This window comes from Microbacterium kunmingense (genome assembly GCF_023155745.1).
In the GTDB taxonomy this organism is placed as follows: Bacteria; Actinomycetota; Actinomycetes; order Actinomycetales; family Microbacteriaceae; genus Microbacterium; species Microbacterium kunmingense.
In genome coordinates this window covers 200,845-215,159 of the sequence record NZ_JAKNUS010000002.1, presented here as the reverse complement: position 1 = coordinate 215,159, position 14,315 = coordinate 200,845, and the positions used below count along the sequence as shown (strand labels likewise).

The following is a 14,315-nucleotide window of genomic DNA, read 5'->3' as shown; positions in this document are numbered from 1 at the left end:
CCGGGCGGGTCACTCCACGAGCGGCAGCGGCGGACGCTTCTCCCCGGCGTGGCTGCGCCGCAGCAGCTCTCCCGCGAAGTCGGGCACGTGGTTCTCCTCGTTGCGCGGGGAGCGCTCGTAGCCGCCCGAGGCGGGGCGCTCGGGAATCTCGATGACGGGTCGCTCGATCTGGCGGTATGGCACGCGTGAGAGCAGGTGCGCGATCATGTTGAGCCGCCCGCGGCGCTTGTCCTCGTTGTCGATCTCGAACCACGGCGCCTCGGGGATGTCGGTGTGCACGAACATCGTGTCCTTCGCACGGGAGTAGTCCTCCCACTTGGTGATCGACAGCACGTCGTTGGGGCTGAGCTTCCAGCGCCGCATCGGATCGGTCGCCCGCGAGCGGTAGCGGCGCTCCTGCTCCACGTCGGAGACGCTGAACCAGTACTTCAGCAGCAGCACGCCGTCTTCCACCAGCATCCGCTCGAAGATGGGTGCCTGATGCAGGAACCGGTGATACTCCGCGTTGGTGCAGTAGCCCATCACGTGCTCCACGCCGGCCCGGTTGTACCACGAACGGTCCATCAGCACGATCTCGCCGGCGGCGGGCAGGTGGGGGATGTACCGCTGGAAGTACCACTGCGTCTTCTCGCGGTCGGTGGGAGCAGGCAGAGCGACGATGCGTGTGACGCGGGGATTGAGGTACTCCGACACGCGCTTGATCGTGGAGCCCTTCCCCGCCGCATCCCGGCCCTCGAAGATCACCACGATGCGGGCGCCGGTGGCCTGCACCCACGCCTGCATCTCCACCAGCTGCGCCTGCAACCGGGCGAGCTCGGTCTCGTACAGATCCCGCGGAATCCTGCGAGCCATGTCGGTTCCTCTCCGGGTGCACCTAGGCGTGCAGCGCCTCGTTGAGTGTGACACCCACCCCGGCGCGGCGCACCGCTTCGATCGCCCCGGTGACGGAGTTCCGACGGTAGAGCAGGCCGTCGCGGCCCGACAGCTCGGCGCCCTTGACCACGCGCACGGCGCCGTCGGCGCCCGGTGCCTCGTCTGCGAGCACGATCTTCGATCCCGCGGTGACGTACAGACCGGCCTCGACGACGCAGTCGTCGCCGAGGGAGATGCCGATGCCGGCATTGGCTCCCAGGAGCGTGCGTCTGCCGATGGAGATGCGGTGCGAACCACCGCCCGACAGCGTGCCCATGATCGAGGCTCCACCGCCGATGTCGCTGCCGTCGCCGACGACCACGCCCTGCGAGATCCGGCCCTCGACCATGGAGGCGCCGAGGGTGCCGGCGTTGAAGTTGACGAAGCCCTCGTGCATCACGGTCGTCCCGGGGGAGAGGTGGGCGCCCAGGCGCACCCGCGACGCGTCGGCGATGCGGACGCCCGGCGGGGTGACGTAGTCCAGCAGACGCGGGAACTTGTCGAGGCCCTGCACCTGGATGCCGTCGCGGGCCAGGAAGGGGCGCAAGCGGGTCAGGGCGTCGGGGTGCATCGGCCCCGCCGTCGTCCAGGCGACGTTCGGGAGCTGGCCGAAGATCCCCTCGAGGTTCAGCCCGTTGGGAGCGACGAGGCGGTGGGACAGGGCGTGCAGGCGGAGGTAGGCGTCCGGGGTGGAAGCCGGGGGATGGTCCAGATCGATCTCGAGAGCGACGACCTCGATGGCGACGGCCCGTCGAGGATCGGGAACGGCGTGGCGCTCGATCTCGGCGGGGGCCAGGGCGGGGTCGAAGCCGGCCGGCATCCGTCCTGTTCGCGGCTCGGGGAACCACGCGTCGAGGATCACACCGTCCTCGGCGATCGTCGAGAGTCCTACACCCCACACCCAGCGGTCTTCACTCATACCCCCACGGTAGCGAACCGTGCTCGCTCCCCTCGAAGGGCCGGCGTGCGCACGCTGGGTAGACTCCAGGACGTGCCTGCGCTCGATCTGTCCGCTCCCTCCGTGCATCTCACCCGCACCATCTGCGACATCCCCAGCGTGTCGGGTGAGGAGACGCCACTGGCTGACGCGATCTTCGCGGCGATCAGCGCCCTCCCGCACCTCGAGGTGTACCGCGACGGCGACACGATCGTGGCGCGCACCGATCTCGGTCGCGCCCAGCGCGTCGTGATCGCAGGGCACATCGACACCGTGCCCATCAACGCCAACGTCCCCACCCGCGACGTCGACATCGACGGTGAGGCGTTCCTCTGGGGCCGGGGAACCGTCGACATGAAGGCGGGCGTCGCGGTGCAGCTCAAACTCGCCGCCGAGCTGTCGGCGCCCCGTGTGGACCTCACCTGGATGTGGTACGACCACGAGGAGGTCGACGCCGACCTCAACGGCCTGACCCGACTCGCCCGGACGCGCCCCGATCTCTTCGCCGGCGACTTCGCCATCCTCGGCGAGCCCTCGCACGGGACGGTCGAGGGAGGCTGCAACGGAAACCTCCGTGCCATCGTGCGCACCTCGGGCGTCCGTGCCCACAGTGCGCGGGCGTGGGTGGGGGTCAATGCCATCCATGCCGCCGCACCCGCGCTCGCGCGACTGGCCGAATACCGTCCGCGCGATGTCAGCGTCGACGGTCTGGTCTACCGCGAGGGGCTCAACGCCGTGCGCATCACCGGCGGTGTCGCGGGCAACGTCATCCCCGACTCGTGCGAGATCGAGGTGAATTACCGCTTCGCTCCGAGCCGCAGCGGCGAGGAGGCCGAGCGACACGTGCGCGACGTCTTCGCGGGCTTCGACGTCGAGGTCGTCGATCTCGCCGAGGGCGCTCGCCCGGGCCTGGACGCCCCGCTCGCACGGGAATTCGTCGACGCCGTGGGCGGTGAGCCCCGCCCGAAGTACGGCTGGACGGATGTCGCACGCTTCTCGGCTCTTGGTGTCCCCGCGGTCAATTACGGCCCCGGCGATCCTCATCTGGCGCACCACGATGACGAGCGGGTCGCGCTCGCCGAAATCGAAGACGTCGAGCGCGGACTTCGCGCGTGGCTGGCGGGCTGACCTCGTCGCTCACCGCTCACCCTGCGCGGGCGGTGCTGTTCCGCCATCCCGCCCTGCTCATCCTCGTCATCTACGTCGCTGCGCGCGCGGTGACCACCGGGCTGTTCCTCCTCACCTCGGCGTGGGCGCCGGCGAGCAGCCGCTTCGGTCCCGGCGCGAGCCTTGCCGACTACATCGTGGGCTGGGACGCGCAGTGGTACTGGTTGATCGCCGTCGAGGGATACCCCGCCGACCTGCCGCGTGACGCGGCGGGCATGGTGGGGGAGAACGCCTGGGCCTTCATGCCGGTCTTCCCCCTGCTGGCGCGAGCGGTGGGCGTGCCGCTCGGTGCGTGGGGCGCGGGCGGGGTCCTGGTCGCGCTCGCCGCCGGGTACGGATGCTGCATCCTGCTGTGGATGCTGCTGCGCGAGCACATCGGGCGGATCGCGGCGATGTGGGGCGTGGCCTTCTTCGCGTTCGCACCGATGGCGGCGATGTTCCAGGTCGCCTACGCCGAGACCCTGTTCCTTCTCCTGCTGCTGTGGATCCTCCGGTGCCTGCAGACGCGGCGGTACGGCTGGCTTTATCCCGCGGTCATCCTGATGGCCTACACCAGACCCGGTGTTCTGGCCGTCGCGTTGATGTTCGGTCTCTACGGCATCTGGCGCTTCATCGCGCGGCGCACCGATCCGCTGCGCGCGGGCGAGGTGGCGCACATCCTGGCGCTCGGTGCGCTGGCCACGGCCACCGGATTCTCCTGGACCGTCGTCGCCGGCGCGGTCACCGACGACCCGACCGCGTACCTGGACACCGAGCTGGCGTGGCGGCGGATGTGGGTGGGGGACACCGGCGGATTCCTGCCGTTCGAGGGCTGGGTGCAGGCTGCGCAGTTCTGGTTTGGGCTCTGGGGACTCCCGGCGTGGCTGGGCTTCGTCGTCCTCGGGGCGGGGATCGCGCTCATCGGGGCGCTGCTGCTGTTCGAACCGCACATCGCCCGGCTGGGAGTCGAGGTGCGGCTGTGGACGGTGAGCTACCTGGTGTACCTCCTGGCGGTCTTCTTCCCGCAGTCCAGCGTCTTCCGACTGCTCTTCCCCCTGTCACCGCTCTGGGGGGCGTTCGCGGCGCCGCGTCATCCGGTCTGGCGCGCATCGATCCTGATCCTGTGCGTCCTGGGCCAGTGGTGGTGGATCTGGAACATGTACGGGCTCGGGACCTCCTTCTGGCAGATCCCCTGATCGATGCGCGCCGCCGTGGGCCGGTGATGCCGCGCCGCGCGACGCACCCGATAAACTTGACCGGTATACCGACGACGAAAAGGAGCCGCGATGGCAGCCATGAAGCCGCGAACCGGGGATGGGCCGATGGAGGCCGTGAAGGAAGGACGCCTCATCATCGTGCGCGTTCCGCTCGAAGGCGGTGGCCGCCTGGTGGTCTCCGTCAACGACGCGGAGGCGAAGGAGCTCTACGACGTCCTCGGCGAGGTCGTCGGCGCCTGAGCCCGCACCACAGACTCTGCACGCGGAACGGCCGGTCTTCGGACCGGTCGTTCCTGCGTCAGGTGTCCGCGCCGACGGTGGTGAGCTGCAGCAGGCTCTCCCCGACGATGGACAGGGCACCGATCACCGCGGAGGATGCCAGCGTCTCCTGGATGAGCGAGCGGTAGGCGGTGGTCACGGCGTCGCGGCGCACCGGGTCGGCGACCGCCCCGCCCCGCAGCACCCGCGGGACCAGCACGGTGCCGCCGATGCGGGCCAGACGCAATCCGTGCTCGACGTACTCGAGGACGCCCTCGGGGTCGGCGTCGATGAGCACGATGTCGTAGGAGGCCTCGTTCATCCGAGGCAGGACCTCGGAGGCACGCCCCGTGATGAAGCGCGCGCGGGCGGCGGGGATCCTCGCGTCGGCGAACGCCTGGCGTGCAGCGCCCAGGTGCTCCGGCTCATTGTCGATGGTGGTCAGGGTCGCCCGCGGCGCCCCATGGAGCAGCCACAGGCCCGACACTCCGCCGCCGGTGCCGATCTCGACGATGTTCGCCGCGCGCGATGACGCGGCGATGAGGGCGCATTGCGCCCCGACGACGGCGCTGATCGGAGCGGCCCCGAGTTCGAGGGCGTGGGCCCTCGCCCGTGCGATGTGGTCGGGTTCGGGGGTCGCTTCATCGGCGAAACGGTGATTGGCATCGTGCTCGCCCATGCGCGCGTCCTTCCTTCCGGCCTGCCGCCTCAGCCTACGGTGATCCTCGGGGCTGCCTCCTCAGGCGCGGCGGTAATCTGGACGCATGTTCTTCGGGATCACGATCGAGAAGCTTCTGCTGATCGGCGTGATCGCCGCCCTGCTGATCGGTCCCGAGCGACTGCCGCGGTACGCCGAGTCCCTTGCGCGGTTCACACGCCGCACTCGCGACTTCCTGCAGGGGGCCAAGACCCGCGTTCGCGAGGAGATGGGCTCGGATTTCGACGACGTCGACTGGCGTTCGCTGGATCCGCGTCAGTACGACCCCCGCCGCATCATCCGCGAAGCCCTCCTGGACGACGCGCCGGTGGCGACGGTCCGCGCCGCTCAGGCCGCGTCGGTCGTGTCGGCGATGGAGGCCGCGCCCGCGCGGAAGACCTCGCTGACGGCAGGGGAGCGGCCGCCGTTCGACAGCGAGGCCACCTGAGGCGTCGCCTCGCCGATCGGTCAGCGGGGACGCAGGGGCAACGAGCGACCCGACAGGCCGCGCGGGGAGCGCGCCAGGGTCGCGGCGAGGTCGCGGATGGCCCGCGCGGCGGGATCGTCGGGGTGGGCGAGGACGACCGGCGTCCCCGCGTCGCCGTCGGCCCGAAGGGCCGGACTGAGCGGAACCGAGGCGAGGAGCTCGACCGTCTCGTCCGGCGTCGACAGGGTCCGGGCCACGGCCTCCCCGCCCCCGGTGCCGAACAGGTCGAGCGTCGTTCCATCGGGAAGGGTCATGGGGGCCATCGTTTCGACCACGCCCATCACGCGCTGCCCGGTCTGTCGGGCGACCAGTCCGCTGCGGATCGCGACGTCGGCGGCGGCCGACTGCGGAGTGGTGGTCACGAGCACCTCGGCGTCGGGGAGGAGCTGACCGACCGAGATGGCGATGTCACCGGTACCCGGCGGCATGTCCAGCAGCAGGATGTCGAGATCGCCGAACCAGACGTCGGTGAGGAACTGCTGCACCGTGCGATGCAGCATCGGACCGCGCCAGGCGACCGCGCCGAGCGGTGCATCGTCCCGGCCCCGGCGCAGGAACATCCCGATCGAGACGACCTTCACCCCGTGCGCCACCGGGGGGATCATGAGGTCGTCGATGCGGGTGGGCTGCGGCACCGTGCCGTCCGGGCCGATGAGCCCCAGAAGGCCCGGGATGGAGAAGCCGTGGACGTCGGCGTCGACGAGACCGACCGACAGCCCCGTGGCCGCGAGCGCGACGGCGAGGTTGGCCGTCAGCGTCGACTTGCCGACCCCTCCCTTCCCGCTCGTGACCGCGATCACCCTTGTCAGCGACCCGGGGCCGAAGGGCATCTCACGGCGAGCGCGTCCGCCGCGCAGACGCTCGGTGAGCGCCGCGCGCTCCTCAGGCGTCATGACCCCGAGCGTGATCTCCACCTCGCGGATTCCGGGGACGGAGGCCGCGGCGCGGCGGACGTCGGCTTCGATGCGGTCCGACGCGGGACAGCCCACGATCGTCAGGGCGACGGCGACGCGCGCGACGCCGTCCTGCGCACGCACGTCTGAGACCATCTGCAGTTCCGACAGGGGCCGGCGAAGCTCGGGATCGGTGACGGCGCCCACCGCGGTGAGGACGGCGGAGGTGAGTTCGGCGTCGGTCACGATCGCGGGTCCGGGGCGTCCCGACGCTCGTCGAGATCTTCCAGCAGGCCCCGCAGTTCGCTGCGGAGGGTGTCCTTCGTGACCACCTCGTCGGAGAAGTCGCGCAGGGCCATCCGCAGGGCGACGATCTCGCGCGCGAGGTATTCGGTGTCGGCGAGATTGCGCTCGGCGCGCTGACGGTCCTGCTCGATCTGCACGCGGTCGCGATCGTCCTGCCGGTTCTGCGCGAGCAGGATGAGGGGCGCGGCGTACGAGGCCTGCAGGGACAGCACCAGGGTCAGCGCCGTGAAGCCGAACTCGGCCGAGTCGAAGCGCAGCCAGATGGGCATGAGGGTGTTCCACGCGATCCAGCTCGCACAGAAGAGCGTCAGGCCCAAGAGGAACACGGGCGTCCCCATGTTGCGCGCGATCCACTCGGTGAATCGTCCGAACCGGTCGCGCGAGGGCTGGGGGGTCCGGCTGAGGACGCCCGACCGTCCCCGCGGCGCGTCCAGCGACACGGCGCTTCGATTGCCGCGGGCCATCAGCGCCTCCCCGTCTGCGGCGCCGGCGCCGTGGCCGGGACCGGAGTGCGGGCGCCGTCGTCGCCGTCATGGGATCGCCAGTCCTCGGGGAGGAGATAGTCCAGCACGTCGTCGACGCTGACCGCCCCGACCAGGCGGTGCGCACGATCGACGACGGGGAGGGAGACGAGGTTGTAGCTGGCGAGCATCCGGGCGACCTCGGCTGCCGACGCGGTCACCGGCACGGGATCCAGGGTGTCGTCGATGATGGTGCCGAGTCTCTCGTGCGGCGGATAGCGCAGCATCCTCTGGAAATGAACGGTCCCGAGGAGCCGTCCCGTCGGGGTCTCGTAGGGCGGCAGGGTGACGAACACCGCGGCCGCCAGGGCGGGATGCAGCTCGTGGCGGCGGATGAGGGCGAGGGCTTCGGCGACCGTGGCGTCGGCGGAGAGAACGATGGGCTCGCTGGTCATGAGACCTCCCGCGGAATCGGGGAGGTACTTCAGCAGCTCGCGGACGTCCTCGGCCTCCTCGGGCTCCATCAGGTCGAGGAGCTCCTCCAGCCGCTCCTCGGGGAGCTGGCCGAGCAGGTCGGCGGCGTCGTCGGGCTCCATGGCGTCGAGGATGTGGGCGGCGCGCTCGTCTCCGAGCTGCTCGAGGATGTGCACCTGCTCGTCCTCGGGCATCTCCTCGAGGGCGTCCGCGAGGCGCTCGTCGGAGAGCTCCTCGGCGACCTCGAGCAGTCGGTCGTCGGGGAGATCGAGCAGCGTGTTGGCGAGGTCTGCGGGTTTCAGCTCCGAATAGGTCGCCACGAGCTGCTCGGCCGACTGCGCTTCCCCGGGAGTGTGGTCCTCGCGCACGTCGTCCCAGGTCGCGAACGTGGTCGGGCCCTTGGCGAACGGCGAGGCACTGGTCTTGGGCTTGCGGAGGAACAGCTGACCGACGTCCCACTCGCCGAGGCGATTGCGCTCGATCGCGACGTCCTCGATGACGGCGTGGCCGGAGCCGTCGCGGAAGTACACCTTCCTGCCCAGCATCTCCGACATCACCCTCACCTCGCCGCCGCGCTGCTGGAACTTCCGCACGTTGATCAGGCCGGTCGTGATGACCTGTCCGGTGGCGATGGAGGTGACACGATTGATGGAGAGGAAGACGTTGCGTCGCCCGGGGATCTCCACCACGAGGCCGATGACGCGAGGCGGGTCGTCTTTTCGGTAGATCACCACGACGTCGCGCACCTTGCCGAGACGATCGCCGGTGGGGTCGAAGACGGAGCACCCCGCCAGGCGCGCGACGAAAACCCTCTGCGTGCTCACGGGTCAAGCGTAGTCGCGCATGGGAGGATGATGAGATGAGCATGATGGGTGGGGGACGTCTGCCGCAGGGGTCGGCCGAGCCGGGCCAGGCGATCGCGAGCTTCCCGACGTATGAGGCCGCCCAGAAGGCCGTGTCGACGCTGATCGCGGCCGAGATCCCCGCCCGCGACATCGCCATCGTCGGCCACGACCTCCGCTCGGTCGAACGCGTGACCGGACGACTCGGGTACGCCGAGGCGGCCCGTTCCGGTGCGATCAACGGTCTGCTGCTCGGCATGCTGTTCTCCGCCATCCTGGTCCTCGGTTCCCCGTCGGTGCCGATCCAGGCCTTCGTCGGCGTCCTGTTCGTCGGCATCGCCATCGGCATGCTCCTGAGCCTCATCACCTACTCGCTCGTGCGCCGCCGTCGCGACTTCGCCTCGGTGATGCAGGTCGTGGCCGAACGGTACGACGTCACTGTCAGCGCCTCCGACGTCGCCAAAGCACGAAGGGTCCTCGGTCCGCGGGCGCACTCTCCCGCGCCCGTCGTCGAACCGGTCGCCGCCGGATCACCGGAGCGGGCGGACGAGGGCGTGACGAGCGCGGCTCGACCCGATGACAGCGCGCCGCCCCGCTACGGCGAACGCGTGGCACCGCCGGAGCCCGCCGAGTCGGATGCGGGCGCGCCCCCCGGCACGCCGCCGGACGAGTCCCTCTCGCGATGACCTCCCTGCGCACGGAGCGCATCACGGTCGAGCTTCCGCGGGGGACGGTCGAAGTGACCGCCTTCCTCACCCTCCCCGATGCGCCCCGGGGCGCCGTGGCCTTGGCGCACGGTGCCGGGGCGGGCCCGGAGCATCCCTTCCTCGTGGGCGTTACCGACGCTTTGACCCGTCGGGACCTCGCCGTGCTGCGCTTCGCCTTCCCCTACCGTGAGGCGGGACGCCGGATGCCCGGTCCCGCCTCCCATGCGACCGCGACGTGGCGGGCGGCACTGGCGGCGCTGGCGGACTGGTGCCCCGCGATGCCGAACTTCGCCGCGGGCAAGTCGTACGGGGGTCGGATGGCGTCACTGGCGGTCTCCTCCGGACTGATCGACCCCGCCGCCCTGGTCTACCTGGGGTACCCGCTGCATCCCCCCGGTGAACCGGAGAAGGAGCGCGCCGATCACCTCCCGGCCATTGTGCAGCCGCAGCTGTTCCTCTCGGGGACCCGCGACCCCTTCGTGGAGCCGCACGATGCCCTCGAGCGGGTCGTCGCCTCATGCCCCGACGCCACCCTGCGGTGGGTGCCGGACGGCAACCACTCGTTCGAGGTCGCCGGGAGAGCGCGTCCTGCCGACGAGGTCGGGGGCGGGATCGGCGACATCGTCGCGGAGTGGCTGGACCGGCCCTCTCCTCAGCGCCCGGAGGCGTAGCCCTGCATTCCCCGCGGGTTCGCGGCCGCCCACAGCACGTCGGCGCTCCCGTCGGCGGACGGCTCCCGACCCACGGCTGAGACGCGGCCGAGCGACCAGTCCCCTGCCCGGGTGACGACGTGCCCGCGCCGTTCCAGCCCGCGGATGACCTCCTCGCCGAGCCGGTCCTCGACCACCGCTCCCGCGGGAGTCCACGTGCGGGGCCAGAACGACTCGGGCAGGGCGGTGGAATGCAGCCCGGGCGCGTCGATGGCCTCCTGTGCGCGGTAGCCGCCGACGATCATGCGCAGCAGCGCGAGGAGCTGCCACTGGTCCTGCTGATCGCCGCCGGGGGAGCCCATCGCGAACCACGGCCGTCCGTCGCGCAGCGTCAGGGTGGGGGTCAGGGTGGTCCGCGGACGCCGCCCCGGTTCGAGCGAGGACGGATGCCCCGGCGCGAGCCAGGTCATCTGGAGGCGCGTGCCCAGGCAGAACCCCAGGGCGGGAATCGTGGGGGAGGACTGCAGCCATCCACCGGATGGCGTCACAGAGATGATGTTGCCCCAGCGATCGGCGACGTCGATGTGACAGGTGTCGCCCCGGGTCTGACCGCGTCGGTCGACGGTGGGCTCACCGGTCCCCGCGCCGCCGGCGTGACCCGACACCGTCCGCAGCGGCGGGATCCAGGGGTCTGATCCGTCGAGGCGGCCCGGCCGGAACGCCGTTGCGGCCTCGTCTCCGAGGAGATCCCGCCGTTCGGCGAGATAGTCCTCGTCGAACAGACCGGCGATCGCCGCGGCGGCGGAGGCATCGCCGAACCACGCCTCGCGATCGGCGTACGCGAGCTTCTGCACCTCCAGAATGGTGTGCGCGCCGCGCTCGGTGGCGGGATCGAGCAGGTCGTCGCCGAGGGGTTCGAGGAGCGCCAGCGTCTGAAGCAGTGCCGGACCCTGCGTCCACGCCCCCGCTTTGGCGATGGTGACGCCCCGGAAATCCCGGGTGAGGGCAGCTTCGTACCCCGCCTCGAAAGCGGCGAAATCGGATGCCTCGATGACGGCGGAGTGCATGCCCCCGCCGGAGTGCCGGTGGGGTGCCCGCAGGAAGGCCGTGGCCTCGGCGGCGACGAAGCCCTCCCGCCATTCGCGGCGCGCGGCGTCGATCCGTGCCCTGCGACCGCCCGGCCCCTCCTCGCCCGCACTGCCCGCGGCGTGCACCAGTTGCTCGAGCACGGAGGCGTAGGCGGGATTGCGCACGACCTCGCCCGCACGCGGGGGCCGGCCCTCCGGCATCCACAGATCAGCCGAGCTCGTCCAGTCGTCACGGAAGAGCTCTGCGACCCGGGCGATCGTGGCGGCCGCCTGGGCGACCAGCGGATGCCCGTCGCGGGCGTAGCCGATGGCGTACGCCAGCACGTCGGCGAGCTCCCAGGTGCCGTGGTCGCGCAGCAGCACCAGCCAGGCATCGACAGCTCCGGGAACGGCGGCGGCAAGGCCGCCCGCCCCGGGGACGAGGTCCAGTCCCTGCGCGATGTAGTGGGCGATGCTGGCGCGCGCGGGCGCCGGCCCCTGGCCCATCAGCACCACCGGGGTCGGATCCTCCGCGGTGGCGAAGACACCGACCAGATCGCCGCCCGGTCCGTTGAGGTGCGGTTCCACCACGTGCAGCACGAAGGCCCCGGCGGTGGCGGCGTCGAAGGCGTTGCCGCCGCGCTCGAGCACGGCCTGCGCGGAGGCGGTGGCGATCCAGTGCGTCGAGGCGGCCATCCCGAAGGTGCCCGCCAGCGTCGGACGAGTGGTGAACGTGGCCGGTGGGGTGAAGCTCACGACGCCGTCGACGCGGTCGAGGAGTGGCGTGCGACCCAGGCCTCGACCTCGTCGGCCGTGCGCGGGATCGATGCGGAGAGGTTCTCGGGACCGTCCGAGGTCATCAGCACGTCGTCCTCGATCCGCACGCCGATGCCGCGGTACTCCTCCGGCACGGTCAGATCGTCGATCTGAAAGTACAGCCCCGGTTCGATCGTGAAGACCATTCCGGGCTCGAGGATGCCGTCGTAGTACATCTCCCGTCGCGCCTGAGCGCAGTCGTGGACGTCGATTCCCAGGTGGTGGCTGGTGCCGTGGACCATGTAGCGGCGGTGCTGTCCACCGCGATCGGCGTCCAGGGCCTCCTCGGCGGTCACCGGCAGCAGGCCCCACTCAGCCGTGCGCTCGGCGATCACGCGCATCGCGGCCTCGTGCACGGAGCGGAACGTCACTCCCGGGCGGGCCGCCGCGAACGCGGCGTCGGCGGCCTCGCGAACCGTCTCGTACACCCGACGCTGCACCTCGGTGAAGCGACCGCTCACCGGGATCGTGCGGGTGATGTCGGCGGTGTAGAGGCTGTCGACCTCGACACCGGCGTCGACGAGGATGAGGTCGCCGGGCGCGACCGTTCCGTCGTTGCGCGTCCAGTGCAGGTAGCACGCGTGGGGGCCGGAGGCCGCGATCGTGTCGTATCCCTCGCGGTTGCCGTCCGTGCGGGCACGGAGGTGGAAGACCCCCTCCACGACGCGCTCACCACGAGGATGGGCCAGTACGCGGGGGAGTTCGGCGACGATGTCGTCGAAGCCCCGGGCGGTGACATCCACGGCCAGGCGCATCTGCTCGATCTCGTAGGCGTCCTTGACCAGGCGGAGCTCGGAGACCGCGCGGGTGAGCTCGGCATCGACGTCGACGACGAGGTCGCCGTCCATGGCGGAGAACGCGTCGACGTGACGGGTGTCCAGTCCCAGGTCCGCGGCGACCCCGGGCAGGGCCGGACGCGGCCCGATCCAGAATTCCCCGATCGAGGCGTCGGCGTAGAACTCCGGCGTCGTACGGTCGGCACGCTCGCGGAAGTACAGGGTGGCGCGGTGCCCGCCCTCAGGCGCGGGGTCCATCACGAGGACGGCGCCCGGCTCGGAGTCCGAGCCCCAGCCGGTGAGGTGGGAGAACGCCGAGTGGGCGCGGAACGGGAAGTCGGTGTCGTTGCTGCGCTGCTTCATCTCCCCGGCGGGGATCACGAGCCGCCGTCCCGGGAAGGCGGACGACAGGCGCGCCCGGCGCGCGGCCGCGTACGACGCCTCGGGGCGCTGCGGTGGCAGCGACTCGGGCCGTGCGGCCCACCCCGAGGAGATGCTGTCGAGGAAGCCCTGGGGGAACGGCTGACGGCGATTGGTCGTCGTGTTGGGGGAGGTGTCGCCGGAGGTGCTCATCCCTCCAGTGTCGCACCCCGCCGTCGCATCCGACCGGCCATCAGCGGACAGGATCGAGCTGCACGATCAGCGGACGGTGATCGCTGCCGGAATCGTCCATCGTCCGAAGCACCACCGAGGCCGTCGGCGTCCACTGGGGTGACACCATGACGTGGTCGATCGCCGTTCCCAGCAGCGCCGGCACGGAGGTCGACCACGTGCCGACCGATCCGTTCCCCGTGCGGCTGGCGACGTCGCGGCACCGCCCCATGTCGCCGCCGTCCACGCCCAGTCCGCTCATGTGGTCGAGGGTGGCGTTGAAATCACCCGCCATGATGACGTTCTGGTCGGCGCACTGGTCGGCGAGCCACTGCAGGTCGGTGCGCCACTGGTCCATGTACTCCTGGCGCGGTGCCACGGCGTGCGCGGCGACCACGATCGGGCCCTCCCCGTCCACGGGCATCGCGACCGCGCTCGGGAGGGTGGAGGTGTTCGTCGTGCCGTTGACCGACGACTCGATCACGCTGTAGTCGCCGAGCTCGGGGGTGATCAGGAGAGTGGTGGAGTGCGCGTCCCACCCCTCGCCCGGGAAGTACTCCGTGTGATGGGCCCACATCGGGTGGCCGAGCTCGCGCATGGCGATCGCGACCTGCTCGCCGGTCTCGATCGTCGTCTCGGGCAGGGTGACGACATCGGCATCCATCGCCACGGCGACGCGTGCGATGCTGTCCGCCGACGTCGCCTCCCCGGCGGTGTTCCATGTCATCACGCGGATGCTGCCCTCAGCCTTTTCCGGGAGGGTCTGCGTTCCGATCCCGCGGCCGAGGACCGTGGTCAGACCCACCGCCGAGGCTCCGACGCAGATCAGCGCAAGACACAGCGCCAGGGCGCGAACGGGCCGGATGACGGCGACGAGGAGGAAGACGATCGCCGCGGCGGCGAACACCACGACCAGGACGGGGCGGAACGACACGATCTGCGCCACCGGGAAGGTGCGTTCGAGACGGAACAAGGACGGCCAGGTCAGAACCGCCGCCACGACCGCCGCCACCACGGCACACAGGATCCCGACGAGGCGAAGCACATCGAGACACTATGCGACGAGTCTGAAAGATCC

At 70.9% G+C, this 14,315-nt stretch carries 15 protein-coding genes; 6 read left to right on the top strand and 9 right to left on the bottom strand.

Annotated elements, in window-relative coordinates; all coding sequences use genetic code 11:
• Positions 1–9: 9 nt before the first annotated feature.
• Together ppk2 and dapD are read right to left on the bottom strand one after the other, a co-directional pair.
• Positions 10–852, bottom strand: coding sequence for a polyphosphate kinase 2 (ppk2, locus tag MA875_RS03720; RefSeq protein WP_248240359.1), 843 nt, complete (start codon positions 850–852; stop codon positions 10–12).
• 22 nt (positions 853–874) lie between these two features.
• Entirely contained in the window at positions 875–1,831 is a 957-nt protein-coding gene (gene dapD, locus MA875_RS03715; protein WP_248240358.1) for a 2,3,4,5-tetrahydropyridine-2,6-dicarboxylate N-succinyltransferase, read from the bottom strand.
• Positions 1,832–1,903: 72 nt separating this feature from the next.
• Between dapD and dapE the strand changes: the two genes are divergently transcribed.
• The 3 genes from dapE (at position 1,904) to MA875_RS03700 (ending at position 4,452) form a co-directional block, all read left to right on the top strand.
• Positions 1,904–2,977, top strand: a complete 1,074-nt coding sequence (gene dapE / locus MA875_RS03710) for a succinyl-diaminopimelate desuccinylase (RefSeq protein WP_248240357.1) — start codon at positions 1,904–1,906, stop codon at positions 2,975–2,977.
• Positions 2,962–4,191, top strand: a complete 1,230-nt coding sequence (locus MA875_RS03705) for a hypothetical protein (protein WP_248240356.1) — start codon at positions 2,962–2,964, stop codon at positions 4,189–4,191. The genes dapE and MA875_RS03705 overlap by 16 nt, the downstream gene beginning before the upstream one ends.
• Positions 4,192–4,281: 90 nt before the next feature.
• The gene (locus MA875_RS03700; protein ID WP_124293549.1) at positions 4,282–4,452 is read left to right on the top strand and encodes a DUF3117 domain-containing protein; all 171 of its coding nucleotides are present in this window, start codon (positions 4,282–4,284) and stop codon (positions 4,450–4,452) included.
• Between the two features lie 58 nt (positions 4,453–4,510).
• Here the strand turns inward: MA875_RS03700 and MA875_RS03695 are convergent, their stop codons facing one another.
• A complete protein-coding gene (locus MA875_RS03695) occupies positions 4,511–5,149 on the bottom strand; it encodes an O-methyltransferase (RefSeq protein ID WP_248240355.1) in 639 nt (212 codons plus the stop codon).
• An 85-nt stretch (positions 5,150–5,234) separates the two neighbouring features.
• On the opposite strand from MA875_RS03695, the gene MA875_RS03690 reads away from it, so the two are divergent.
• Positions 5,235–5,615 (top strand): twin-arginine translocase TatA/TatE family subunit, encoded by a 381-nt coding sequence (locus MA875_RS03690; protein ID WP_248240353.1) that lies wholly within the window; start codon positions 5,235–5,237, stop codon positions 5,613–5,615.
• Positions 5,616–5,635: 20 nt separating this feature from the next.
• On the opposite strand, the gene MA875_RS03685 is transcribed toward MA875_RS03690, so the two are convergent.
• From MA875_RS03685 to MA875_RS03675, 3 genes are read right to left on the bottom strand one after another with little or no spacing between them, the layout of a single operon-like run.
• The gene (locus tag MA875_RS03685; RefSeq protein ID WP_248240352.1) at positions 5,636–6,793 is read right to left on the bottom strand and encodes an Mrp/NBP35 family ATP-binding protein; all 1,158 of its coding nucleotides are present in this window, start codon (positions 6,791–6,793) and stop codon (positions 5,636–5,638) included.
• Positions 6,790–7,317 carry a DUF1003 domain-containing protein gene (locus MA875_RS03680; RefSeq protein ID WP_248240350.1) on the bottom strand — a complete coding sequence of 176 codons (528 nt, stop codon included), beginning with the start codon at positions 7,315–7,317 and terminating at the stop codon, positions 6,790–6,792. The genes MA875_RS03685 and MA875_RS03680 overlap by 4 nt, the downstream gene beginning before the upstream one ends.
• A complete protein-coding gene (locus MA875_RS03675; protein WP_248240348.1) occupies positions 7,317–8,612 on the bottom strand; it encodes a magnesium transporter MgtE N-terminal domain-containing protein in 1,296 nt (431 codons plus the stop codon). Before MA875_RS03675 ends, MA875_RS03680 begins: the two co-directional genes overlap by 1 nt.
• A gap of 35 nt (positions 8,613–8,647) precedes the next feature.
• Between MA875_RS03675 and MA875_RS03670 the strand changes: the two genes are divergently transcribed.
• Both MA875_RS03670 and MA875_RS03665 read left to right on the top strand, forming a co-directional pair.
• A complete protein-coding gene (locus MA875_RS03670) occupies positions 8,648–9,316 on the top strand; it encodes a YflT domain-containing protein (protein WP_248240347.1) in 669 nt (222 codons plus the stop codon).
• Complete coding sequence (locus tag MA875_RS03665) at positions 9,313–10,008, top strand: alpha/beta hydrolase family protein (RefSeq protein ID WP_248240345.1); 696 nt, start codon at positions 9,313–9,315, stop codon at positions 10,006–10,008. Before MA875_RS03670 ends, MA875_RS03665 begins: the two co-directional genes overlap by 4 nt.
• On the opposite strand, the gene MA875_RS03660 is transcribed toward MA875_RS03665, so the two are convergent.
• From MA875_RS03660 to MA875_RS03650, 3 genes are read right to left on the bottom strand one after another with little or no spacing between them, the layout of a single operon-like run.
• Positions 9,990–11,810 (bottom strand): gamma-glutamyltransferase family protein, encoded by a 1,821-nt coding sequence (locus MA875_RS03660; RefSeq protein ID WP_248240343.1) that lies wholly within the window; start codon positions 11,808–11,810, stop codon positions 9,990–9,992. The two genes, MA875_RS03665 and MA875_RS03660, sit on opposite strands and share 19 nt — an antisense overlap.
• Positions 11,807–13,219, bottom strand: a complete 1,413-nt coding sequence (locus MA875_RS03655) for an aminopeptidase P family protein (RefSeq protein WP_248240341.1) — start codon at positions 13,217–13,219, stop codon at positions 11,807–11,809. The genes MA875_RS03660 and MA875_RS03655 overlap by 4 nt, the downstream gene beginning before the upstream one ends.
• A gap of 40 nt (positions 13,220–13,259) precedes the next feature.
• Positions 13,260–14,282: an endonuclease/exonuclease/phosphatase family protein gene (locus tag MA875_RS03650; RefSeq protein ID WP_248240339.1), complete on the bottom strand. Its 1,023-nt coding sequence runs from the start codon at positions 14,280–14,282 to the stop codon at positions 13,260–13,262.
• Positions 14,283–14,315 lie beyond the last annotated feature (33 nt).